The sequence below is a fragment of the Sphingomonas sp. genome, from assembly GCF_030145815.1.
Taxonomy (GTDB): Bacteria; Pseudomonadota; Alphaproteobacteria; order Sphingomonadales; family Sphingomonadaceae; genus Sphingomonas.
Window position 1 is genome coordinate 1 of sequence record NZ_JAIXHL010000038.1, and the last position, 22,726, is coordinate 22,726.

The following is a 22,726-nucleotide window of genomic DNA, read 5'->3' on the forward strand; positions in this document are numbered from 1 at the left end:
GTACGTTAGAACCCGAGCATCTTAAGTGTTGAAGGACTCCCAGAAAAAATTTAAAGGAAAATCGTAGGACGCGCGATCTTTGGAGAAAAACGTCGTGTTGGGGGGGGGGGGGGGGGGGGGGGCGCCCGGTGCCGCAGCCTAACTGATCACGCCGCCTCGTCCTCCGGCGCATCCAGCCCATAGGCGGTGTGCAGCACGCGGACCGCGAGTTCGGTCTCGTCCTCGTGGATCAGCACCGACACCTTGATCTCGCTGGTGGTGATGGCGAGGATGTTGATCCGCCGATCCGCCAGCGTGTCGAACATCGTCGCGGCGACACCCGCATGGCTGCGCATGCCGACCCCGACCACGCTGATCTTGGCGATCTTGGTATCGTGGATCAGATCGTCATAGCCGATCGGTGCCTTGGCCTTATTCAGCACGTCGAGCGCGCGGGCGAGTTCGGCGCGCGGGACGGTAAAGGTCACGTCGGTCGACCCGGTCGCGTGCGCGACGTTCTGGACGATCATGTCGACGTTCATCCCCGCCTCGGCCAGCGGGCCGAAGATATGCGCGACCGCGCCGGGCCGGTCCGGGACGTTGGTCAGCGTCACCTTGGCTTCGTTCTTGTCGGCGGCGATGCCGGTGATAACCTGCCGTTCCACGTCGTTGATCTCCTCTTCGCCGACGATCAGCGTGCCGCGATGGCCTTCCTCGTCATGCGTGTCTTCGAACGAGGAAAGGACGCGGACGCGCACCCCCTCCTTCATCGCCAGCCCGACCGAGCGGGTCTGGAGCACCTTCGCCCCGACGCTCGCCAGTTCCAGCATCTCTTCGTACGTCACCTTGGTCAGCTTGCGCGCGCGCGGCACGATGCGTGGGTCGGTGGTGTAGACGCCGTCGACATCGGTGTAGATGTCGCACCGGTCCGCCTTCATCGCCGCCGCCACCGCGACCGCACTGGTATCCGATCCGCCACGGCCCAGCGTGGTGACGCGGTTGTCGTCGGCCACCCCCTGGAATCCCGGAATGACCGCGACATGGCCGTCCGCCAGGCTGGCGTTGAGCGTATCGGTATCGATCGTGTCGATCCGCGCGCTGGCATGCGCGCTGCTGGTATGGATCGGCAGCTGCCAGCCAAGCCAGCTGCGCGCCGGCACACCCATCGCCTGCAGCGTGATCGCCAGCAGCCCGCTCGTCACCTGCTCGCCCGATGCGACGACCACGTCATATTCGCGCAGGTCGTAGAGCGGCGAGGCTTCCTTGCAGAATCCGACCAGCCGGTCGGTCTCGCCCGCCATTGCGGACACGACGACCGCGACCTGATTGCCCGCCTCCCATTCGCGCTTCACGCGCGCGGCGACATTGCGAATCCGCTCGATCCCGGCCATCGACGTGCCGCCGAACTTCATCACGATACGCGCCATCTGAACCTGTCCCCCAAAGTCCCGGTTGGGAAGCTGTGGGCGCGCTGATAAGAGGGGGGGATGGCGATGACAAGCAAAGCAACGATTGACCCGCGTGAAGCTGAACATTTCGGGCGGCTGGCGGCGGACTGGTGGAATCCCAAGGGCGAGTCGGCGATGCTCCACCGGCTGAACCCGGTGCGGCTGCGCTATGTGCGTGAGGAAATCGACGCGCATTGGGGTAGCGACCCGCGCGATTTCGCGCCGCTGAAGGGCCGGACCGCGCTCGATGTGGGGTGTGGCGCGGGGTTGCTGTGCGAGCCGCTGGCGCGGATGGGCGCGGCGGTGACAGGCGTCGACGCGGCGCCCGAGAATATCGGTGCGGCGCAGGCGCATGCCGCAGCGGCGGGACTGTCCATCGATTATCGCGCCGGGGAGTTCGAGAGCGCGGTCGCGGGCCGCCAGTTCGATCTCGTCACATCGATGGAGGTGATCGAGCATGTCGCCGATCCGGCGGCGTTCGTGCGCGGGCTGGTCGCGGCGCTGGCACCGGGCGGGCTGATGATCCTGTCGACCCCCAACCGCACCCCGCTGTCGCGACTGGCGATGATCACGGTGGGTGAGGGGCTCGGCATGATCCCGCGCGGCACGCATGATCACGCCAAGTTCCTGACGCCGGAGGAACTGACCGGGTTGCTCGAGGATGCTGGCATGGCGGTTTCGGACCTGCGCGGGCTCAGCTTCTCACCCGGCGCGGGGTTTCATTTGAGCGAGGACACCGCGCTCAACTATCTGCTGACCGCGCGGCGGCGCTAGCGGTCGCACGACAGCTGCGTTGCGCAGCCGAAACCAGCTTGCTTTGTGCCGCGCTGCCCCGCAGAATTGTGTCGCAACAACAGGGGGATGCAATGCTGGTTGGAACGATGCGCGCGCTGATCGGCGCGGTGTTGGCTGTCGCTGTGACGATCGCCGCGCCGGCGCAGGCCGCCAAATTCTATATCGAAAGCAAGCTGGGCGAAGTGAGCGCCGAACAGCGCGCCAAGGTCGAAAAGCCGCGCCCGGTCCAGCTTATCTTCCAGTTCACCACCGACCAGAAGGCCAACCCCAAGGCGACCAAATATGTCAAGGAACAGGTGTTCAAGCTGGTCCGCGAATCCGGCGCCTTTTCGGAAGTTGTGGAAACACCGGTCGAGGGCGGCGCGATGCTCGCGATTACTATGGATAACATCGTGCAGAAGGACGCGGCGGGGAAGGGCTTCGTCACTGGCCTGACCTTTGGCCTCGCCAAGACGGTGGTGCGCGACGGCTATCTGATCGTCGCCGAATATAACGCCGCCGCCGGTGCTACGCCGATCCGGCGCGAAGTGACGCATGGCCTGTGGCTGACGATGGGTACCAAGGAAGTGCCCGGCCCGGAGCTGATCCAGGTCAAGAACGCAACGATCGGGATCGAGACCATTGTCCGACAGGGGATCGGGCACGCCGTAAACCAGCTCGCGCAGGACCCGGCCTTTGCCGGCGCCGCGCCCGCCGAACCCGCACCGGCTCAGCCCGGCGCATGAACCGCCGCGTCCTGTTGTTGACGGGGCTGAGCGCCGCGCTGGCGGGGTGCAGTGCTACCGCCGCCCCGCCGACCGCGTCGCCGCGCGCCGTGCGGGCGGCAAGTGCGCCGCAAATCCCGCCGCTGGCGATCGGCGCATTCCGGCTCGGCCCGGATCTGCCGGCAGGTTCGGATCGCGCGGTCGGCCTGCGTGCCTTCCGCCTGCTGCCGCCCAACAAGACCTCGTTCGCCGCCTATCTCGGCGAGACGCTGGCCGAGCAATTGCGGCTGGCGGGCAAGCTCGATCCCAATGCGCGGCTCACGGTTTCGGCGGACCTGATCGAAAATTCGGCGAACCCCAAGGTCGGACAGGCGACCGGTGCACTCGCCGCGACCTTCCGCGTTACCGAAAACGGCGCAGTGAAGATGGAAAAGACGCTGCGGGTCGAGGCGAACTGGAATTCGTCCTTCATCGGCGCGGTCGCGATTGATGCGGCAGAGCGCGAATATGTCGCGCTCTATTCGCAACTGGTCGAAAAGCTGCTCGAAGACCCGGAGTTTCGCAGCGCAGTCGCGCGCTAGAATTAGTTTCAGCAAAGCTGAAACGGCTGCGGCACAGGCCCGCTCCCCCACCCGGCCACCCATATGATGCTACCGCTGGGTGGCCGGGAGAGGGAGCGGGCCGGTGCCGGAATTCAACGCAGCTGAATCCAACTCTAAAACAGCCGCCCGCCATTGGGCACCGGGACGCTCGGGTGGAACAGCACGACCTTCCCCTCCGCATCGGGGAAGCCGAGCGTCAGGACCTCCGACATCATCGGGCCGATCTGGCGCGGGGGGAAGTTGACCACTGCCGCGACCTGCCGTCCGGGCAGGTCGTCCAGCGTGTAATGTTCGGTGATTTGCGCCGAGGAGCGCTTGATCCCGATCGCCGGGCCGAAATCGATCGTCAGCTTGAACGCCGGCTTGCGCGCTTCGGGAAACGGCTCGGCGGCGATGATCGTGCCGACGCGGATATCGACCGCGAGGAACTGGTCGAAGTCGATCTGCGGCGCGGCGGGGGCGTTGGCGGCGTGGGTCATGTGCATCGCGTGCGATTGACACAGGCGGTCGGATTCGACCAGTCCCGGTGCATGACCGTGAAGCTGCACCCTAGCTGGCTCACCCGGCTCCAGCGTGAGTTCGACAGCCCGTACATGGCCGATCTGCGCGCGTTCCTGACGGCGGAGAAGGCGGCGGGGAAGCGCATCTTTCCCAAGGGTTCCGACTGGTTTCGCGCGCTCGACCTGACCCCGCCCGAGAGCGTGCGCGTCGTGATCCTGGGGCAGGACCCCTATCATGGCGAGGGGCAGGCGCATGGCCTGTGCTTCTCGGTCCAGCCGGGAGTGAAGGTGCCGCCGAGCCTGGTCAATATCTACAAGGAATTGAAAAGCGACCTCGGTATCGACCCACCGGGCCACGGCTTTCTAGAGCATTGGGCGAAGCAGGGCGTGCTGCTGCTCAACAACTGCCTGACGGTCGAGATGGGGCTGGCCGCGTCGCACAAGGGGCGCGGCTGGGAGCGGTTCACCGACGCGGTGGTGGCGCACGTCAACGCGCTGCCCGATCCGGTGGTGTTCATGCTGTGGGGCAGCCATGCGCAGAAAAAGGCGGCGTCGGTCGATCCGCGTCATCTGGTGCTGAAGTCGGTCCACCCCTCCCCGCTATCGGCGCATGGCGGGTTCTTCGGCTCGCGCCCGTTTTCGCAGGCGAACGCGTTTCTGCGCGCGCACGGGCGCGGCGAGATCGACTGGGCGCTCCCGCCAATATGAGCCGTCGCCCCGGCGTAGGCCGGGGCCGCCACGTGGCGAAGAGATCCGCTCAAACCTGGCGGCCCCGGCCTGCGCCGGGGCGACGGCGTTAAATCAGAAGCTCAACCGCGCCGACACCCGGATGTCGCGGCCGGGGAGCGGCACGAAATCCTTGGTGAAGCTGGCGTGGCGGCGCGCATCGACGTCGAAGATGTTGTTCGCCGACAGGATGATCGCGGTCTCGCGCTGTTCGCCCAGCGGGTGCCAGGTGAGCGACGCGTTGACGAGCGTGAAGGCCGGGGTCTCGGTCTCGAATGCCGCGACGCGGGTCTGGCGGATGGCATGCTCGACCTCGACCCGGCCGCCAAATGCGCCCTGGCTGGCATCGATGCCGGCAAGCACGCGGAACGGCGGGATGCGCGGCACCGCGCTGCCATCGCCCAGCTCGGCATTCACATAGTCGGCGACCAGATTGCCGCCGAGCGAGAAGCCGCCCTCGCCGCCGTCGATGAAGGTGGTCGACACTTCACCCTCGACGCCCAGATAGCGGGCATCCGACTGGAAAAACTGGAACACCGGCAGCTCGTCGATCTCGTCGCCGGTCGCGACTTCATAGATGTAATCGTCGAACCAGTTGGCATAGCCCGTGATCTGGAAGCGCACCGGCCCCGCGACGCCGCGCGCATAGACTTCGCCGCCCCAGCTCTTTTCGGTGCGGAAATTGGGGTTGCCGACTTCATAGGCCTGGGTCGCGATATGCGGGCCATTGGAGAACAGCTCTTCGGCCGACGGCGCGCGGACCGCGCGCGACACGTTGAACCCGACCTTCACTTCGGGCGCGACCGCATAGGACAGGCCGATCGCGCCGGAGAAAGCGTCGAAGCGGCGGTCGAACGGCGCGGTCGGACCATCCTCGTCCAGATCGAGCTTGACCGTGTTCGAGCGCACGCGGGTGTGCTCGTAGCGCAGCGCGCCTTCCAGCCCGATCGCGCCGAGATCGACTTCCTGCAGCGTGAACACGCCATACTGGTCGGTCACATTCTTGGGCACAAAGGCTTCGGCGCCGACCGCGTTGAAGTTGCGGGTAAAGGCCTGAAAGCCCGTCACGCCGCGCCAGCCGTTGCGGTTCGCCTGAACCAATTCGAGGCGACCTTCAAAGCCTTCATTATAGAAGACCGTGCCGACCTCATCGCCTTCGAACTCGGTATGCTCATAGTCCGAATAGCCGACGCGCACGCGCAGCGCATCGATCAGCCCGCCGCCGATCTTCACTTCGCCGCGCATGTCGGCGCGGAACTGCTGCAGGCCGATCGTGACCGGGCCTTCTTCCTCGACCGGCGCGCCGGGTGCGCCATGATCGTGATGCGCACCGGGCCGGGCCGGAACGCCATAGTTGGTGTCGTAATAGCCGGCGGAGAAGCCCAGGCTGCCACCATCGTTGATCAGCGCGATGCCGCCGCCGAGCGAATAGGTGCGCGTCCCGCTATTGGGCAGGCGACCGCGGCGGTTGGCATTTTCCAATGCCTCGGCCGCTTCGTCCAGATTGCCCTCGTCGGTCTCTTCTTCCGCGATCTCGAGTTGCTCGGCGCGCAGCGGCGCGCTCAACACATAGCCGCCGACGCGCAGATCGTTGCTCTTGCGATAGCTGCCGTCGATATGCGCGACGATCTGTGGGGTGATGGCGAAGTCCACCGCCGCGCCACCGCCGCGCTCGTCTGCTGCCGAGCCATAGGCGCCGATCGCGTCGACATGGAAACCATTCTCCGGCACCGCGCGCGGGATACGGCGGTCGAGCACGTTGACCGCGCCGCCGATCGCCTGGCTACCGAACAGCAGGACGGCGGGGCCGCGCAGCACTTCGATGCGCTCGGCGGTCAGTGGCTCGATCGACACGGCATGGTCGGTCGAGGTGTTCGATGCGTCGAGCGTGCCGAGGCCATCGGTCAGCACGCGCACGCGCTCGCCCTGGAACCCGCGCAGCACGGGACGCGACGCGCCCGGGCTGAACGACGTGGCCGACACGCCCGGAAGCTGGGTCAGCGAGTCGCCGATCTGACCGCGAATGTCGCGCACCAGCTCGTCGCCGGTGACGACCGACGTCCCGGCGAGCAGGTCCAGCCGCTCGACGCCCGGCGCGCTGATCACCACTTCCTCGACCGTCTCGCCATGCACCGGGTTGCGGCTCGAGCGGTCGCGCTCGGCATGGTCGCTGGTCTGGGCAAAGGCGGGGGCGGCGAGGATGCTCGTGGCGAGCAGGATCGTGCTGAACTTCATGGCTACGCAAATTCCCTGAATTGAATTTGCGCGGACTCTTAAGTGCAATGATACAACGTCACAAGAGGGAATTTGTTGCACTGCCGCGACAGGTAGCGTGGCTGCGGCCAAACTTCTTGGGGGCGCAGTCCGCGATCACAGCGCGGCGGCGTCGAACTCGATATCCGCGTTGCGATACGCCGCGACCAGCGCATTGCGCAGCAGGCAGGCGATGGTCATCGGCCCGACCCCGCCCGGCACCGGGGTGATCGCGCCCGCGACTGAAGCGGCGCTGTCGAATTCGACATCGCCCACCAGCGCGCCGTCGACGCGGTTGATGCCGACATCGATGACGGTCGCGCCGGGCTTCAGCCACTCGCCCTTGACGAAGCCCGCCCGGCCCACTGCCGCCACGACGATGTCGGCGCGGCTGACATGATGGGCGAGGTCGCGGGTGCGCGAATGGGCGAGGGTGACGGTGCAGTTCGCCGCCGTCAGCAGCGCCGCCATTGGCTTGCCGACCAGGATCGATCGACCGATCACGATCGCGTCGAGGCCGGAGAGGCCGCCGAGCTGGTCCTGCAACAGCATCAGGCTGCCGAGCGGGGTGCACGGCACCAGCCCGTCGATGCCGAGCGCAAGGCGTCCGGCGCTGACCGGGGTCAGCCCGTCGACATCCTTGTTCGGATCGATCGCCGCGACCACCGCCTGCTCGTCCAGATGGCGGGGCAGGGGGAGCTGGACGAGGATGCCGTCGACCGCCGCGTCGGCATTCAGCTGCTGCACCAGCGCGATCAGCGCGTCCTGCGTCGTATCGGCTGGCAGGCGGTGCTCAAAGCTCGCCATATTCGCGGCGACCGTCGCCTTCCCCTTGCTGCGCACATAAACGGCGGAGGCGGGGTCGTCGCCGACCAGCACCACGGCGAGGCCCGCCTTGCGGCCCGCCTTTGCTTCGAATGCCGCCGCAGCCTCGCCCACTCGGGCCCGCAGATTGGCGGCGAATGCCTTGCCGTCGATGATCTCAGCGCTCATGGCTCGCGCCATAGAGCGATGCGGCGATTCCCGCCAGCGTCTTGGGATCGCCGGTAATGGCAAGGCGCTTGATCCGCGCCGTGTCCCCGGCGATCAGCGTCACGGCGCGCTTGGGCACGCCGAACGTCTTGGCGACCAGCTCGATCAGCGCCGCGTTGGCCGCGCCCTCGACCGGCGGCGCGGCGATGCGCGCGGCGAGATGCTCGGGCGTTCCCCGGAGCAACACGCTCTTCGATGCGCGCGGCGTCGCGCGCACCGCGATCATCAGGCCCGGCGGCGCTTCCCGCCAGGGGAGGCTCACGCCGCCGAACTGGCCAGCGCCATGGCGAGGTTGGGGATCACCGCATAGTTGATGATCGCGATCAGGATCAGCACCACGAACGGCGCGAAATCCATCGGACCGGTATCGGGCAGGATGCGGCGGATCGGACGATAGATCGGCTCCGTCAGCGTGTTGAGGCCGCGCCACAGCGTGTTCACGAACTGATTATAGTCGTTGATCACGTTGAACGAGATCAGGATCGACAGCACCGCCTGGATCACGATGACCCACCACAGCGCATTGAGCAGGATCTGCACGATCCCGAAGAGCATGTTCAGAAACGGGTCCAATCGGGCCTCCGGTGTTATGCCGCTTTTCTAGAGGAAAATGGCGAATATCGGCAACTGTGGTAGTAATATAAGACGGCTCAGCGATGGACCAAGGTGCCCGCGCCCTGCGTCGTGAAAATCTCGAGCAGCATGGCATGCGGGATGCGCCCGTCGAGGATGACGGCGGCGTCCACGCCCGCATCGACCGCGGCGACGCAGGTCTCGACCTTGGGGATCATCCCCCCGCTGATCGTGCCATCGGCCTTCAGCGCCCTGATCCGGCCCGGGTCGAGGTCGGTCAGCAACTGCTTGTCCTTGTCCAGCACGCCGGGAACATCGGTCAGCAGGAAGAAGCGCGATGCGCCGAGCGCTCCCGCAATCGCCCCGGCCATGGTGTCGGCATTGATGTTGTAGGTATGGCCGTCCGCACCCAGCGCGATCGGCGCGATCACCGGGATGAATCCCTGCTCGCTCAGTGTGGTCAGCACCGACGCATCGACCGCCACCGGCTCGCCGACGAACCCCAGATCGACATGGCGTTCGATCCCCTGCAGCGGATCGGCGGCGTCGCGCTGAACCTTCTTGGCGGTGACCAGGCCTGAATCCTTGCCCGAAATGCCCAGCGCCTTGCCACCCGCCGCGCCGATCCAGCTGACGATTTCCTTGTTGATCGAACCGGCCAGCACCATTTCGGCGATGCGCGCGGTTTCGGCGTCGGTGACGCGCAGGCCGCCGACGAACTGCGATTCGACGCCGAGGCGCTTGAGCATCGACCCGATCTGCGGCCCGCCGCCATGCACGACGACCGGGTTGATCCCGACCGCCTTCAACAGCACCACATCCTCCGCAAAATCGCGCGCCAGCTCGGGATCGCCCATCGCGTGGCCGCCATATTTCACGACGAACGTCTTGCCCTTGTACCGCTGCATATAGGGCAGCGCGTCGGTCAGCGTCTCGGCCTTGGCCAGCATCGCGGGATCGGGTGCGTGATCGGTCATCCCGCGCCCTTAGCGGGACTCGCGCCGCTGGCAAAGCGATGCGTGGGTCATTGGGCTTGACTCAATTCGATAATTAGCTAAACGACGAATCATGAGCATGGTCTTCAAGGCATTGTCCGACCCCACCCGGCGCCGCGTGCTGCAACTGCTGCGCAAGGGGCCGATGAGCGCGGGCGACCTGAGCGATCAGTTCGACGTGTCCAAGCCTACCATGTCGGCGCATTTCGCCGTGCTGAAGGATGCCGACCTCGTCCACGCCGAAAAGGCGGGCAAGTCGGTCATCTATCACCTCAAGCTCTCGGTGCTCGAAGAAGCGCTGCTGGGCTTTGTCGATTCATTCGGGGGCAGCGGATCGTCCGCGCCCGACAAGGAGCGTGCATGATGAACAGCGAAACCAAGGTCAGCCTCGCCTGGGGCGTCGGCATCGTCGTGCTAGCATTGGGCCTGAGTTCGGCGCGCGGTGCCGGATATGTCGATCAGGATACCGTGACTCGCGTCGTGCTGGGCGCCACCGGCCTGATGGTCGCGTGGTTCGGTAACATGATGCCCAAGCGGTTCGTCCCCAGCGAACTTGCGCGCAAGGTGCACCGCGTCGGCGGCTGGTCGATGGCGGTGAGCGGCCTGATCTACGCCGGGGCGTTTGCGGTGCTGCCGATCCAGACGGCGGTATTCGTCGGATGCGGGGCGATCCTTGCCGGCCTCGCGATCACGATCGGCTATTGCCAGTCGCTGCGGACCAAGGCGCGGGCCTGACCCGCGCGGGCGGGTGTCAGGCCGCCCGGTCCAGTCGCCGCCCGAGCGCAACAAAGGCGTAGATCAGCACCGGCACCAGCAGCGCCGACAGCGCGATCTTCGAAATCAGCTGGCCGACCAGCAGCGGGCCGATCGGGAATTCGCCGTAAAAGGCGAGGGTGATGAAGATCAGCGTATCGACGATCTGGCTGAGAATGCCCGCGACCCCGGCGCGCAGCCACAGCATCTTGCTGCCCTCGCCGCCGCGCATCGCGCTGAAGATGGTGACGTTGAGCGTCTGCGATACGCCATAGGCGACGATTCCCGCGCCCCAGATGCGCCAGGTCGTCCCCAGGATCAGCTGGATCGCGTCGCGATATTCCGGCCCCATCTTGGGCGAAGCGGGCAGGGCCCACACCAGCCAGGACAACAGCATCGAGGCGAGCAGCGGAATGAAGCCGAACCGCACCAGCTGGTTCGCGGTTACCCGCCCGTGCAGTTCCGCAATCGCGCTCGACACCGCGACCAGCAGCAGGAAGGCAAAGATCCCCGCCTCCACGGCCAGCGGCCCCAATGCCACCTGCTTGTTACCCAGCACGCCCGCAATGCAGACCATGCCGCCGTAAAAGATCGAAAGGACGAAGAGCGAGCGCGTCAGCGGAGCCGGTGTGGTCATTGCGCTGCGTAACGCGGTTTCACGCGATACGGAAGCACCTAGCGGCGAACGAAACGCGCGCTATGGTGCCACCCCGGAACGCCGCGCGCAGACGCGGCACGAAGGGGTCCTTTAGTTGAACAATCTTCCGATCGGCATTCTCGGCATCGTCGCGATTCTCGCGATCGCCTTCCTGCTCTCCTCGAACAAGCGCGCGATTCGGTTGCGGGTCGTCGGCCCGGCCTTTGCGCTTCAGGCGGGGATCGCCTTCCTCGTGCTCTATGTCCCCGCCGGCCGTGCCGCGATCGAGGGGATGGCAAAGGGCGTCTCCGCGCTGCTCGGCTATGCGCAGGCGGGCACCGACTTCATCTTCGGTCCGCTCGCCCGGCCCGAAGTGGGCGGCCATAGCTTCGCGATCGCCGCGCTGCCGGTCATCATCTTCTTCGCCGCGCTCGTGTCGGTGCTCTACCACCTCAAGATTATGCAGTTCCTGGTCCGCTGGATCGGCGGCGCGATCGAGAAGGTGACCGGGGTCAGCAAGGTCGAATCGCTGTGCTCGGCCGCGAACATCTTCGTCGGCCAGAGCGAATCGCCTTTGGTCATCCGCCCCTATCTCGCCAGCCTGACCCCGTCGCAGCTGTTCGCGATCATGTCGGTCGGCATGGCCGGGGTCGCGGGCACCATCCTCGCCGCCTATGCCGCGATGGGGATCAACATCCAGTTCCTGCTCGCCGCCAGCTTCATGGCCGCACCCGGCGGGCTGCTGATGGCCAAGATCATGATGCCCGACGAACCGGTGGTGAAGGCGGAGGAGCTCCCGCTCGACGATACGCTGATCGACGGCGAAGAGGCCGTGATCCGCGCAGTCGAGAATGAAGTGGACGAGGAACGCGCCGCCAACATCATCATGGCCGCCGCGATGGGCGCGCAGACCGGCGTCAAGATCGCGGTCGCGGTGGGCGCGATGGTGCTGGCGTTCGTCGCGCTGGTCGCGCTCGCCAACGGTCTGCTCGGCGCGGTCGGCGGGCTGTTCGGCTATCCCGAACTGACCTTTCAGGGCGTGATCGGCACGGCGTTCGCGCCGGTCATGTTCCTGGTCGGTATTCCGTGGAACGAGACGGCGGCAGCTGGCGGCCTGTTCGGCACCAAGATGGTGCTCAACGAATTCGTCGCCTTCCTCAACCTCGGCCAGACCCAGGGGCTGAGCGAGCGCAGCACCGCGATCATCACCTTTGCGCTGTGCGGCTTTGCCAATTTCAGCTCGATCGCGATCCAGATGGCCGCGACCGGCAGCCTCGCGCCGAACCAGCGCCCGATGATCGCGAAGCTGGGCGTCAAGGCGCTGCTCGCGGGCAGCCTCGCGAACCTCCTCAGCGCGGCGCTGGCGGGGCTGATGCTGCCGTGAATTAGCGCTTGCTCCTGACGTAACGTCAGCGGGTAGGGTACTACCCATGAGTGATCGGATGGAGATTGGTGAGGTTGCGCGGCGCACGGGGCTGTCGCTGCGCGCGTTACGGCACTACGAACAGTGCGGCATCGTCGCGCCGCTGCGCACCACCGGCCAGCGTCGGGTCTATCGCGCGGACGACCTTGCCCGGCTGAACGCCGCAACGGCGCTGAAGCGGCTGGGCTTTCCGCTCAAGGACATCGCCGCGATGCTCGCCCGGGGGCCACTCGATCTCGGCCCGCTGATCGCCACGCGCATCGCCACGCTGGAGGCGCAGGCGGCCGAGTTGGCGACGTCCCGCGCGCTGTTGCTCTCGGTCCGTGGGCGCATCGATCGCGGAGAACAGATCGACATCGTTACGCTGTGCGCGCTGATCAGGACGGGCGAAGAGCCGGTCAATGCCGCCGACATGGCGACGATCGCCGCACGCTATCTGGACCTGAAGGATCGTGAGAACTTCGCTGAGAGCTGGGCTGCACTTCCGGCAGGCTTCGACCAGGCCGCCTATGCGCAGGCGTGGCGCGACCTTGGCGCCCGGATCGAAGCGGCGTTACCGCTGGACGCCCGCAGCGCCGAGGCACAGGGTTTCGTCGATGCTTGGATGACGTTGCTGCAGCCGTTCGCGCGCACTGCCTCGCCCCAGGTCTTTGCAGGCGTCGCGCGCATGTATGACGAAATGGACCAATGGGGCGACACGGTCGATCCGGGCTTCAGCAAACAGGTGTGGGATTTCATCAAGCTTGCCGCTGCGGCGCGCATGACGGGAGAAGTCAAATGAACGCGTGGGTTTTGCTTGCGATTGCCATCGCTTTTGAAGTTGCGGCGACCAGCCTGCTCAAGGCGTCCAACGGGTTCAGTCGCCCGCTTTTTGGCATCGCCTCGATCATGCTCTACTCGATCTGCTTCTGGCTGCTCGGCTTCGCCTTTACCCGCATTCCGATGGGCGTTGCCTATGCGATCTGGTCCGGCGTCGGCATTACGCTGGTCGCGTTGATCGGCGTGTTCCTGTTCCGTCAGAGCCTGACGCCCGCCCAGATCGGCTTCATCGCGCTGATTGCGGTGGGGGCGGTCGGCCTCAACCTCTCGACCCCCGCCGAACCTCAGCGCGTCGGTACCGGCTCCGCGCCCGAATAGTCATAGAAACCGCGCCCGATCTTCCGCCCATACCAGCCGGCCTCGACATATTTGATCAGCAGCGGGGCGGGGCGGAACTTCGGATCGCCCGTGCCTTCGAACAGCACACGGGTGATTTCGAGGCAGGTGTCGAGCCCGATAAAGTCCGCCAGCGTGAACGGCCCCATCGGGTGGTTGAGGCCCAGCTGAATCGCCGCATCCACGTCGGGGATCGTCGCCACGCCCTCACCCACCGCGAAACACGCTTCGTTGAGGAACGGCATCAGCACGCGATTGACGATGAAGCCCGGCGCGTCATTGGCGTGGACGATCCGCTTGTTCAGCGTCTTGCCGAACGTCTCGACCGCCGCGACCGTCGCGTCGCTCGTGGCAAGGCCGCGGATCAGCTCGATCAGGCCCATCACCGGCACCGGATTGAAGAAATGCACGCCCATGAAGCGCGCGGGATCGGGCGCGGCCTGCGCCAGCCGGGTGATCGGGATGGACGAGGTGTTGCTGGCGAGGATCGCGGTGTCCCCCAACACCTTGCCGACATTGGCGAAGATGCTGCGCTTGATCTCCTCACGCTCGGTCGCGGCCTCGATCACCAGGTCGCACGGGGCAAACGCATCGGTCCCGCCGACGCATTCGATATTGGCGAGCGCGGCATCGCGCGCATCGGCGGTGATCTTTTCCTTTTCGACCGCACGCGCGAGCTGCTTGGCGATCCCTGCCTTACCCTTTTCGGCGCGTTCGACATCCATATCGGACAGCAGCACGCGATAGCCCGCCTGCGCCGACACCTGGGCGATGCCCGCCCCCATCTGCCCCGCGCCGATCACGCCAACCGTCTTCATCACCATCTCCCTCAATTTACTGCGCGCCTCCTACCGACTCGGGCCGTGAAGCGCTAGGATGCGCGCCATGCTGATCCTTGCCGCACTCGCACTCGCCCAGGCCGCCCCGCAACAGGGGCCGATGAAGACCTTTGGCGACTGGGTCGTCGCCTGTGACAATGTGAAGCGGTGCGAGATGACCTCGCTTCAGCCCGAAGGCGGCGACTGGTCCGACGATGGCTGGCAGATGGCGGTGACGCGCGACGCCGGGCCGAACGGTGGCTGGTCGATCGAGCTGATCGGCGAGGATGCACCGAAAGGCGTGGCGCTGAAGGTTGAGGGTGCGCCCGCTGACGCGATCTGGCGCGGGGATGCACTGACCGGAGCACCGGCCGCATCGCTGATCGCAGCGATGGCCAATGGCAAGGCGGTGGTCGTCCGGGACGGCGCAGGCAAGGCGCTCGGGCGCATCTCCCTCACCGGTTCCTCCGCATCGCTGCGCTTCATCGACGCAGAACAGGGCAGGGTAGGGACGGTCAGTGCGGCGGTCGCGAAAGGTGCGAAGCCCGCCAGCGCGGTCCCGGCGGCGGCTTCGTTGCCGGTGATCGCATCGGTCCGCGCCGCCGGAACCCCGGTGGCTCTGTCCCCCGCACTTCTCAATCAGCTCTGGACCCAATCGGACTGTGCCGAGAATTACGAAGGCGAATCACGCCCCGATGTCGAGCGCCATGCGCTGGGTGGCGGGGCGACGCTGGTGCTCGTCCCTTGCGGGGCCGGTGCGTATAATTTCTCGACCGTCCCCTATGTGGTGAAGGCCGGCAAGGTGCAGGTCGCTGCGTTCGATTCCTCGCCGGGCTGGACCGGTGATGGCCCGCCGATGCTGGTCAATGCCGGATTCGACGCGAAGACCGGTGAGCTTGGCAGCTATGCCAAGGGCCGCGGCATCGGCGATTGCGGGAGCGCGGAAACCTATGTCTGGGACGGCATCCGCTTTCGCCTGACGCAAGCGCGCGCGATGGGTGAGTGTCGCGGATCGACCAACTGGTTGATCGTGTGGCGGGCGAAGGCGATCGCCAAATAGCGATTACCGCCCCGGCAGCGCGATTTCATATAATGAGGGCCAGTTCTTGCCGGTGACGTAGAGCTTCCCGGTCCTGTCGTCATAGGCGATGCCGTTGAGCACCGCTTCCGGGTCGGTCACCGGCACGGCGGCGGCCAGGTCGCGCAGGTCGATGACGCCGATGATCACCCCGCTTGCCGGGTCGATCCGCACGATCAGGTCCTGATGCCAGATATTCGCCAGGATCTCGCCACGCACAACTTCCAGCTCGTTGAGCCGACGAATCGGGCGGCCTTGATAGGTGACGGTGATCCGCCGCTGCTCGGCGAAGGTGAGGGGATCGAGGAAGCGCAGTTCGGGGGTGCCGTCGCTCAGGATCAGGCTCTTGCCGTCCTGGGTGAGGCCCCAGCCTTCGCCGGGGTAGGAAAACTCCCCGATCTTGCGCAGCGTCTTGCGGTCCCAGCGGAACGCCTTGCCGTGCTTCCAGGTCAGGCTGACGATCGTGTCGCCCCAGCTGGTGCTGCCCTCGCCGAAATAGTGCGGGTCGAGCCGCACTTCGCGCCGGACCTTGCCGGTGTGAAGTTCGACTTCGCGAACCCCCGATTCGCCATGCTGCCCGGTGCTTTCGAACAGCGCGCCGTCGGCGAAGAACAGCCCCTGGGTGAAGGCGCCGCTGTCATGCGGGTAGGTGGCGAGGACCCGCGCAGCTTCGACCGGCACCGCAGCCGGGGCGGCAGTCGTCTGGGATGCGACGGGGGCAGAATCGACGAGGGCTGCCGCGGCCATGATGGCCAGGGCAGCCCCCGCGATGATTCCCCGTCCGGCGAACCGGATCATGGGAAAGGTCCTTACGAGCCCGGCGTCAGGTTCACCGCAGCATATTTGCCGCGACGGTCCACTTCCAGCTCGAACTCGAGCCGGTCGCCTTCGTTGAGCGTCGGCATACCGGCGCGTTCGACGGCGCTGATGTGCACGAACGCATCGGGCTGGCCGTCGTCGCGCTGGATAAAGCCGAAGCCCTTCATCGCGTTGAAGAACTTGACCGTGCCGGTCGCCTTCTCACCCGTCAGCTGACGCTGCGGGCCGCCCATGCCGCCGCCACCGGGGCCGCGCTCGGGACGATCGCCGCGCTCACGCGGGGGACCGCGGTCCTCGACCGGCATCGGCTCGCCGTCGATCTTCAGGTCGGTCGCGCTGATGCGCCCGCCGCGATCGACCAGCGTGAAGCCGAGCGGCTGGCCTTCGGCCAGACCGGTCAGGCCGGCCTGCTCGACCGCGCTGATGTGCACGAACACGTCTTCGCCGCCGTCATCACGAACGACAAAGCCGAATCCCTTCTGTGCGTTGAAGAATTTTACGACGCCGGTGCCTTCGCCAACGACCTGCGGGGGCATGCCGCGACCACCGCCGCCGCCGCCACCAAAGCCGCCGCCGCCACCACCGCCGCGATAGCCACCGCCACCGCCGCCGCCGAAGCCGCCACCGCCACCAAAGCGGTCACCGCCGCCGAAACCGCCGCGATCGCCGAAACCGCCGCCGCCAAAGCCGCCACGATCCCCATAGCTGCTGCCGCCGAAATCGTCGCCGCCGAAGCCGTCGCGCTTGTCTCTGCCACGTCCGCCGCGATCACCGCGGCGCCCTCGATCAAAACTCATTGCCCTGTTCGTCTTCCCGGTTCGCCCATACTCAATTCGAAGACCTGAACCGGACGAAGGCGCAGGCATCCCGGCGTTCGCGACACGCCTATGGAGTCGGACATAGACCAGATCGCGAAGATGCGCGAACGAATTCGTCGCGAATTTGCCACCGTTCCGACGGATACTTGCGCGACAGCGTTGGCAACGGCAGAGAGGCGCCATGGATATCGCAGCTTTGATCGTCGACCCGGCCGCCTGGGCCGCCCTTGTCACCCTGATCGTGATGGAGGTGGTGCTGGGGATCGACAACCTCATTTTCATCTCGATCCTGACCAACAAGCTGCCCGAGCATCAGCAGCAAAAGGCGCGGCGAATCGGCATCGGCCTGGCGCTGGTCATGCGAATCCTGCTGCTCTCGATGATCTTCGTGATCGTGTCGCTGACGACGCCGGTGTTCGACCTGGGCATCCAGGGCGCGGTCGGCCCGACCGGGGAGCCGAGCTTCGAGACCGCCTTCTCGTGGCGCGACCTGATCCTGATCGCCGGCGGCCTGTTCCTGCTGTGGAAGGCGACCAAGGAAATCCACCACACGATTGATCCGGTCCCCAGCGATCATGACGTGCTCGACAAGAAACAGGTTGCGACGATGAATTTCGGATCGGCGATCTTCCAGATCATCCTGCTCGACATGGTGTTCTCGGTCGATTCGATCCTGACGGCGGTCGGCATGACCGACGAGATCGTGATCATGTTCGTCGCCGTGCTGGTGACGGTCGGCGTGATGCTGGTCGCCGCCGATCCGCTCGCCAATTTCATCAAGCGCAACCCGACCGTGGTTATGCTCGCGCTCGGTTTCCTGCTGATGATCGGCGCGGTGCTGATCGCCGACGGCTTCGGCGTGCATGTGCCCAAGGGCTATATCTACGCCGCGATGGCCTTCTCGGCGATGGTCGAGGTGCTGAACATGGCCTCGCGTCGCCGGGCTGAGAAACGTGCGGGCGAGGGCGCGGCCTGACGCGCGGTTATTGAGCGTTAAGCCATAAGCGGCTAGGCGCAGGCGATGGCCGTTTACCTGCACGAAGAAGATTTGCCGGAGGGCGTGTTCGCCCCCGGTGCCGATATCGCCGTCGATACCGAGACGATGGGGCTGATCACCCCGCGCGATCGCCTGTGTCTCGTCCAGCTGTCCGATGGCGGCCCGGACGAACATCTGGTGCGGTTTGGCCCGAACAGCGATTATGCCGCGCCCAATCTGCGCGCGCTGCTCGCCGATCCGGCGCGGGTGAAGCTGTATCATTTCGCGCGTTTCGATCTGGCCGCGATCCGCCATTATATGGGCGTTACGGCCGCGCCGGTGTTCTGCACCAAGATCGCCTCGCGCCTCGTGCGCACCTATACCGATCGCCATGGCCTCAAGGATCTGGTGCGCGAGCTGCTGGGGCAGGAGATCAGCAAGCAGCAGCAGTCGTCCGACTGGGGCGGCCCGGTGCTGAGCGACGCGCAGAAGGACTATGCCGCGTCCGACGTGCGCTACCTGCACGCAATGCGCGAGGAACTGATCCGCCGGTTGGAGCGCGAAGGGCGCACCGTGCTGGCGCAGGCGTGCTTCGATTTCCTTCCGCATCGCGCCGACCTCGATCTCGCCGGTTGGCCCGAGACGGATATTTTCGCGCATGCGTGACGTTGTCGGACAGCGGCATTGGTGCCGCCCAACCATCGGGTGCCCCCATGTCTGAGATCGCTGTCCAGGAACGCTCGCGGCGCAAGCGCTGGGCGCGGCCTGGCAGCAGCCATGACCGCATCGTGCGCACCCTGCTCAGCATCCTGCCCGCCGGAATCGGCGTGCTCGGCGCGTTTCTGGTGATGGCGCCGTTGTTCATGGGCGGCGACGTGTCGTTCATGCTCGACAAGAACAAGGTCGATGTCGCGAGCGAGCGGCTGCGCATCCAGTCCGCGCGCTACCGCGGTGCCGACGCCAAGGGGCAGGCGTTCGTCCTGCAGGCCGGATCGGCGGTGCAGAAAAGCTCGGCCGAACCGGTGGTTCAGCTCAACGACCTGACCGCCGGCATCCAGCTGACGGATGGTCCGGCACAGGTCAAGGCGGAGCGGGGCCGCTACGATATGGAGCGCGAACAGGTTGCGGTCGATGGTCCGATCCAGTTCCGCACCTCCGACGGATACCGCCTCGACACGCGCGATTCGACGATCGATCTCAAGTCGCGCCAGCTCACCGGAACCGGCAATGTCTCGGGCAGCACGCCGCTCGGCAACTTCAGCGGCGACAAGATGACCGCCGATCTCGACAAGCGCACGGTAAAAATAGAAGGCAATGCCCGCTTGCGGATCGATCCCAAGCGCGCAAATAGGTGACATGGTGCACCGCACATCTCGCCCGCTTCTGATCGCCGCCGCGTCGGCACTGGCCACGACCGTCCTGCTCGGGGGGGCGGCGATGGGGCAATCCGGCCATAACTCGAACGCGCCGATCGATTTCGACGCGCAGAGCATCGAGCTGCAGGACCGCGCCAACCGCGCGATCCTGTCGGGCGGGGTAACCATCAAACAGGCGAATATGACGCTCACCGCCGCGCGCGTGACGGTGAGCTATACGGGCCAAGTGATCGACGGATCGCCCTCGGTCTCGCGCTTCGATGCGTCGGGCGGCGTCACCGTGACGCGGCCGGACCAGTCGGCGCGCGCGCAATATGGCGTGTACGACATCAACCGCCGCGTCATCACGATGCTGGGCAATGTCACGCTGACCCAGGGCGGCAACACCGTCAGCGGCGGTCGGCTCACTCTTGACCTCGACAGCGGTCGCGCGTCGATAGACGGGTCGGGCGTCGGCACGACCCGCGCGCCGGACGGCACAGTGGTGAAGTCTGGCGGGCGCGTCACCGGGCGCTTTACCGTTCCCGACCGCAACTGATCGGATCCTCCGGGCGGATGGTCGCCCGCATCCATGCATAAAACTTGCCAAGTGACTGGATGGTGAGGATTCGCTAAGCATCTCCTGCGATCAGGAAGGGCAGCATGGCAGACGTCGAAACTCTGGAACCCGAAACCGTCGACGCGGGCAATCCGCCTGCATCGGGGCTGGCCGTGGTGTCCATCGCCAAATCCTATGACAAGCGCGTGGTGCTGTCGGATGTGTCGCTGACGGTCGGGCGCGGCGAGGTGGTCGGGCTGCTCGGGCCGAACGGCGCGGGCAAGACGACCTGCTTCTATTCGGTGATGGGGCTGGTGAAGCCCGATGCCGGCCGCATCATGCTCGACGGGCACGATATCACCCCCCTGCCCATGTATCGCCGCGCGATCCTGGGCCTTGGCTATCTGCCGCAGGAAACCTCGATCTTTCGCGGCCTGTCGGTCGCCAAGAATATCTCCGCCGTGCTCGAACTGTCGGAGCCGGACAAGGCGGCGCGCGAGGGTAAGCTCGAAAAGCTGCTCGACGAATTCGGCCTGACGCGGCTGCGCGATGCGCCGTCAATGGCGCTGTCGGGCGGTGAGCGCCGCCGCGCCGAAATCGCCCGCGCGCTTGCCGCTGACCCGTCGATCATGCTACTCGACGAGCCGTTTGCGGGCATCGACCCGATCTCGATCGCCGATATCCGCGATCTGGTGAAGGAACTGAAGACGCGCAACATCGGTGTCCTCATCACCGACCATAACGTCCGCGAAACGCTCGACATCGTCGATCGCGCGTCGATCATCTATGACGGGCGCGTGTTGTTCGCGGGGTCGCCCGAGGATCTGGTCGCCGACGCCAATGTCCGTCGCCTGTATCTGGGCGAGGGGTTCTCGCTGTAGCCGATGATGACGCGCACGCTCTCTTTCCGTCACCCCAGCGAAAGCTGGGGTCTTGCGGTTTCGGAGCGCGCGGTTGCCTCACGAGACCCCAGCTTTCGCTGGGGTGACGGGCATATCGCATGAGCCTCGCGCCGCGCCTCGATCTGCGCCAGTCGCAATCGCTGGTGATGACGCCGCAGTTGCAGCAGGCGATCAAGCTGCTCGCGCTGTCGAACCTCGAGATCGAGACGTTCATCGCCGAGGAGATCGAGAAGAACCCGCTGCTCGATGCGGGGCGCGGCGATGACGAGCGGGGCGATGTATCCGAGCCCGGCGACCCGCAGGAGCCGGTCATCGAACGCGACGGCCCGGCGGATTCGAGCGAATTGCTGACGTCGGGTGATGCGACCGGTGAAGCCGCGCTCGATGTCGATATGACCGCCGAAACCTTCCACCATGACAGCGCTGCCGATTCGGTCGGCGGGCTCGACGGTGGTCTCGGCATGGCTGGCACCGGGGCAGGGGGCGAGGACGGCCCGGACTTTGACAGCTTTTCCTCCCCCGATCTCAGCCTTGCCGACCATCTGACGGCGCAGATCGGCGCGGTGATCGACGGCGCCGACCTGTTCATCGCCCAGCATCTGATCGATCAGATCGACGAGTGTGGCTACCTCACCGCCTCGCTGCTCGACATCGCCACGCGCCTCGGCGTTCCGCTGGCGCGGGTGGAGGCGGTGCTGGCGCTGATCCAGACGCTCGACCCGACCGGGGTCGGCGCGCGCGACCTCGCCGAATGCCTTGCGCTGCAGGCGAAGGAGGCGGACCGCTACGACCCGTGCATGGCGGCGCTGATCGCCAATCTCGACCTGCTCGCACGCGGCGAACTCGCGCGGCTAAAGCGCATCTGCGGCGTCGATGACGAGGATATGGCGGACATGATCCGCGAACTGCGCAGCTACGACCCCAAGCCCGGCTGCCGCTATGGCGGAGAGCCTGTGCCCGCCGTCACGCCGGATATCTTCGTCGCCCAGCGCGGCGCGGCCTGGGCGGTCGAACTCAACAGCGCGACGCTCCCGCGCGTGCTGGTCAACCGGGCCTATTATACCGAAGTGTCGGCGGGTCCGCAGGACAAGACGAGCAAGGCGTGGCTGTCCGACATGCTCGCCAGCGCCAACTGGCTGGTGAAAGCGCTCGACCAGCGCCAGCGCACGATCATCAAGGTGGCGAGCGAGATCGTGAAGCAGCAGGAAGCGTTCTTCCGCCACGGCGTCAGCCATCTGAAGCCGCTGACGCTGCGCCAGATCGCCGACGCGATCGAAATGCACGAATCGACCGTCAGCCGCGTGACGAGCAACAAATATCTGTCCTGCGCACGCGGCCTGTTCGAGCTCAAATATTTCTTCACCAGCGCGATCCAGTCATCCGAAGGCGGCGACGCGGTCTCGGCCGAAGCGGTCAAGAGCGCGATCCGCGCGCTGATCCAGGCCGAGGACCCCAACAAGATCCTGTCCGACGACACGCTGGTCGAGATGCTCAACGCCAAGGGCTTCGACATCGCCCGCCGCACGGTGGCGAAATATCGCGAGGCGATGGGTATCGGCAGCTCGGTTCAGCGGCGCCGGCAAAAGGCGCTGGAGGGGGCGTAAACTCCCCTCCCGCTTGCGGGAGGGGGCGGGGGAGGGCCTGTCGCCTCTCCGACGTCGCCTGCGGACACGCCCTCCCCCAGCCCCTCCCGCAAGCGGGAGGGGAGCGATAGCGTCGGTCTAACGCCCAGCCTCCACCGCAATCGCCCCCAATTCCCGGTCGAACATCCGCGCCGCCAGCAATGCCGTCGCCGCCGACCGCGCGAAGAAGTCCTTCGGGATCGT

Annotated in this window: 27 protein-coding genes; 16 read left to right on the forward strand and 11 right to left on the reverse strand. The window is 66.1% G+C overall.

What is annotated here, in order from left to right:
• Window positions 1–146 precede the first annotated feature (146 nt).
• Window positions 147–1,406, reverse strand: coding sequence for an aspartate kinase (locus tag KYX69_RS20975; protein ID WP_300501177.1), 1,260 nt, complete (start codon window positions 1,404–1,406; stop codon window positions 147–149).
• 60 nt (window positions 1,407–1,466) lie between these two features.
• Here KYX69_RS20975 and ubiG point away from each other — a divergent pair, with 60 nt between their 5' ends.
• The 3 genes from ubiG (at window position 1,467) to KYX69_RS20990 (ending at window position 3,507) form a co-directional block, all read left to right on the forward strand.
• Entirely contained in the window at window positions 1,467–2,201 is a 735-nt protein-coding gene (ubiG, locus tag KYX69_RS20980; RefSeq protein ID WP_300501179.1) for a bifunctional 2-polyprenyl-6-hydroxyphenol methylase/3-demethylubiquinol 3-O-methyltransferase UbiG, read from the forward strand.
• Window positions 2,202–2,293: 92 nt separating this feature from the next.
• Window positions 2,294–2,947, forward strand: coding sequence for a hypothetical protein (locus tag KYX69_RS20985; protein WP_300501181.1), 654 nt, complete (start codon window positions 2,294–2,296; stop codon window positions 2,945–2,947).
• Complete coding sequence (locus KYX69_RS20990; protein ID WP_300501182.1) at window positions 2,944–3,507, forward strand: hypothetical protein; 564 nt, start codon at window positions 2,944–2,946, stop codon at window positions 3,505–3,507. Before KYX69_RS20985 ends, KYX69_RS20990 begins: the two co-directional genes overlap by 4 nt.
• A gap of 134 nt (window positions 3,508–3,641) precedes the next feature.
• Here the strand turns inward: KYX69_RS20990 and KYX69_RS20995 are convergent, their stop codons facing one another.
• Window positions 3,642–4,013 (reverse strand): tRNA-binding protein, encoded by a 372-nt coding sequence (locus KYX69_RS20995; RefSeq protein WP_300501184.1) that lies wholly within the window; start codon window positions 4,011–4,013, stop codon window positions 3,642–3,644.
• Between the two features lie 45 nt (window positions 4,014–4,058).
• Here KYX69_RS20995 and ung point away from each other — a divergent pair, with 45 nt between their 5' ends.
• Complete coding sequence (ung, locus tag KYX69_RS21000; RefSeq protein WP_300501186.1) at window positions 4,059–4,736, forward strand: uracil-DNA glycosylase; 678 nt, start codon at window positions 4,059–4,061, stop codon at window positions 4,734–4,736.
• A 93-nt stretch (window positions 4,737–4,829) separates the two neighbouring features.
• Here ung and KYX69_RS21005 read toward each other — a convergent pair whose 3' ends face one another.
• The 5 genes from KYX69_RS21005 to argB form a co-directional block, all read right to left on the reverse strand.
• Window positions 4,830–6,989, reverse strand: coding sequence for a TonB-dependent receptor (locus KYX69_RS21005; protein ID WP_300501188.1), 2,160 nt, complete (start codon window positions 6,987–6,989; stop codon window positions 4,830–4,832).
• Window positions 6,990–7,124: 135 nt separating this feature from the next.
• On the reverse strand, window positions 7,125–8,000 hold the full coding sequence (gene folD, locus KYX69_RS21010) for a bifunctional methylenetetrahydrofolate dehydrogenase/methenyltetrahydrofolate cyclohydrolase FolD (protein ID WP_300501190.1): 876 nt from the start codon (window positions 7,998–8,000) through the stop codon (window positions 7,125–7,127).
• Complete coding sequence (locus KYX69_RS21015; RefSeq protein ID WP_300501192.1) at window positions 7,990–8,301, reverse strand: DUF167 domain-containing protein; 312 nt, start codon at window positions 8,299–8,301, stop codon at window positions 7,990–7,992. The genes folD and KYX69_RS21015 overlap by 11 nt, the downstream gene beginning before the upstream one ends.
• Window positions 8,298–8,594 (reverse strand): YggT family protein, encoded by a 297-nt coding sequence (locus KYX69_RS21020; protein ID WP_300501221.1) that lies wholly within the window; start codon window positions 8,592–8,594, stop codon window positions 8,298–8,300. Before KYX69_RS21020 ends, KYX69_RS21015 begins: the two co-directional genes overlap by 4 nt.
• A gap of 95 nt (window positions 8,595–8,689) precedes the next feature.
• Complete coding sequence (gene argB / locus KYX69_RS21025) at window positions 8,690–9,589, reverse strand: acetylglutamate kinase (RefSeq protein ID WP_300501194.1); 900 nt, start codon at window positions 9,587–9,589, stop codon at window positions 8,690–8,692.
• A gap of 91 nt (window positions 9,590–9,680) precedes the next feature.
• Between argB and KYX69_RS21030 the strand changes: the two genes are divergently transcribed.
• Together KYX69_RS21030 and KYX69_RS21035 are read left to right on the forward strand one after the other, a co-directional pair.
• Window positions 9,681–9,971: an autorepressor SdpR family transcription factor gene (locus tag KYX69_RS21030; protein ID WP_066659238.1), complete on the forward strand. Its 291-nt coding sequence runs from the start codon at window positions 9,681–9,683 to the stop codon at window positions 9,969–9,971.
• Complete coding sequence (locus tag KYX69_RS21035; protein WP_300501197.1) at window positions 9,971–10,342, forward strand: ammonium transporter; 372 nt, start codon at window positions 9,971–9,973, stop codon at window positions 10,340–10,342. The genes KYX69_RS21030 and KYX69_RS21035 overlap by 1 nt, the downstream gene beginning before the upstream one ends.
• A gap of 16 nt (window positions 10,343–10,358) precedes the next feature.
• Here the strand turns inward: KYX69_RS21035 and KYX69_RS21040 are convergent, their stop codons facing one another.
• A complete protein-coding gene (locus tag KYX69_RS21040; protein WP_300501199.1) occupies window positions 10,359–10,997 on the reverse strand; it encodes a queuosine precursor transporter in 639 nt (212 codons plus the stop codon).
• A gap of 115 nt (window positions 10,998–11,112) precedes the next feature.
• Between KYX69_RS21040 and KYX69_RS21045 the strand changes: the two genes are divergently transcribed.
• Genes KYX69_RS21045 through KYX69_RS21055 form a run of 3 tightly spaced genes read left to right on the forward strand, consistent with a single transcriptional unit; the run spans window position 11,113 to window position 13,557 of the window.
• Window positions 11,113–12,381, forward strand: coding sequence for a nucleoside transporter C-terminal domain-containing protein (locus KYX69_RS21045; RefSeq protein ID WP_300501201.1), 1,269 nt, complete (start codon window positions 11,113–11,115; stop codon window positions 12,379–12,381).
• A gap of 46 nt (window positions 12,382–12,427) precedes the next feature.
• Window positions 12,428–13,201: a MerR family transcriptional regulator gene (locus KYX69_RS21050; protein WP_300501202.1), complete on the forward strand. Its 774-nt coding sequence runs from the start codon at window positions 12,428–12,430 to the stop codon at window positions 13,199–13,201.
• Window positions 13,198–13,557 carry a multidrug efflux SMR transporter gene (locus tag KYX69_RS21055; protein WP_300501204.1) on the forward strand — a complete coding sequence of 120 codons (360 nt, stop codon included), beginning with the start codon at window positions 13,198–13,200 and terminating at the stop codon, window positions 13,555–13,557. The genes KYX69_RS21050 and KYX69_RS21055 overlap by 4 nt, the downstream gene beginning before the upstream one ends.
• Here KYX69_RS21055 and KYX69_RS21060 read toward each other — a convergent pair.
• Window positions 13,524–14,393, reverse strand: a complete 870-nt coding sequence (locus tag KYX69_RS21060; RefSeq protein WP_300501206.1) for a 3-hydroxybutyryl-CoA dehydrogenase — start codon at window positions 14,391–14,393, stop codon at window positions 13,524–13,526. The two genes, KYX69_RS21055 and KYX69_RS21060, sit on opposite strands and share 34 nt — an antisense overlap.
• 67 nt (window positions 14,394–14,460) lie before the next feature.
• Between KYX69_RS21060 and KYX69_RS21065 the strand changes: the two genes are divergently transcribed.
• Window positions 14,461–15,453 (forward strand): DUF1176 domain-containing protein, encoded by a 993-nt coding sequence (locus KYX69_RS21065; protein ID WP_300501208.1) that lies wholly within the window; start codon window positions 14,461–14,463, stop codon window positions 15,451–15,453.
• A 3-nt stretch (window positions 15,454–15,456) separates the two neighbouring features.
• Here KYX69_RS21065 and KYX69_RS21070 read toward each other — a convergent pair whose 3' ends face one another.
• A complete protein-coding gene (locus tag KYX69_RS21070) occupies window positions 15,457–16,269 on the reverse strand; it encodes a glutaminyl-peptide cyclotransferase (protein ID WP_300501209.1) in 813 nt (270 codons plus the stop codon).
• Between the two features lie 11 nt (window positions 16,270–16,280).
• Window positions 16,281–17,087, reverse strand: a complete 807-nt coding sequence (locus tag KYX69_RS21075; protein WP_300501211.1) for a cold-shock protein — start codon at window positions 17,085–17,087, stop codon at window positions 16,281–16,283.
• Between the two features lie 202 nt (window positions 17,088–17,289).
• Between KYX69_RS21075 and KYX69_RS21080 the strand changes: the two genes are divergently transcribed.
• The 6 genes from KYX69_RS21080 to rpoN all read left to right on the forward strand — a co-directional run bounded on the left by KYX69_RS21080 (window position 17,290) and on the right by rpoN (window position 22,504).
• Window positions 17,290–18,084, forward strand: a complete 795-nt coding sequence (locus tag KYX69_RS21080; RefSeq protein ID WP_300501213.1) for a TerC family protein — start codon at window positions 17,290–17,292, stop codon at window positions 18,082–18,084.
• 45 nt (window positions 18,085–18,129) lie between these two features.
• Window positions 18,130–18,750 carry a ribonuclease D gene (locus KYX69_RS21085; protein ID WP_300501215.1) on the forward strand — a complete coding sequence of 207 codons (621 nt, stop codon included), beginning with the start codon at window positions 18,130–18,132 and terminating at the stop codon, window positions 18,748–18,750.
• 47 nt (window positions 18,751–18,797) lie between these two features.
• Window positions 18,798–19,439, forward strand: coding sequence for an LPS export ABC transporter periplasmic protein LptC (gene lptC, locus KYX69_RS21090; protein ID WP_300501216.1), 642 nt, complete (start codon window positions 18,798–18,800; stop codon window positions 19,437–19,439).
• 82 nt (window positions 19,440–19,521) lie between these two features.
• Window positions 19,522–19,998, forward strand: coding sequence for an LptA/OstA family protein (locus tag KYX69_RS21095; protein ID WP_300501223.1), 477 nt, complete (start codon window positions 19,522–19,524; stop codon window positions 19,996–19,998).
• Between the two features lie 104 nt (window positions 19,999–20,102).
• Window positions 20,103–20,879, forward strand: coding sequence for an LPS export ABC transporter ATP-binding protein (gene lptB, locus KYX69_RS21100; RefSeq protein ID WP_300501218.1), 777 nt, complete (start codon window positions 20,103–20,105; stop codon window positions 20,877–20,879).
• 119 nt (window positions 20,880–20,998) lie between these two features.
• A complete protein-coding gene (gene rpoN / locus KYX69_RS21105) occupies window positions 20,999–22,504 on the forward strand; it encodes an RNA polymerase factor sigma-54 (RefSeq protein ID WP_300501219.1) in 1,506 nt (501 codons plus the stop codon).
• Window positions 22,505–22,726 lie beyond the last annotated feature (222 nt).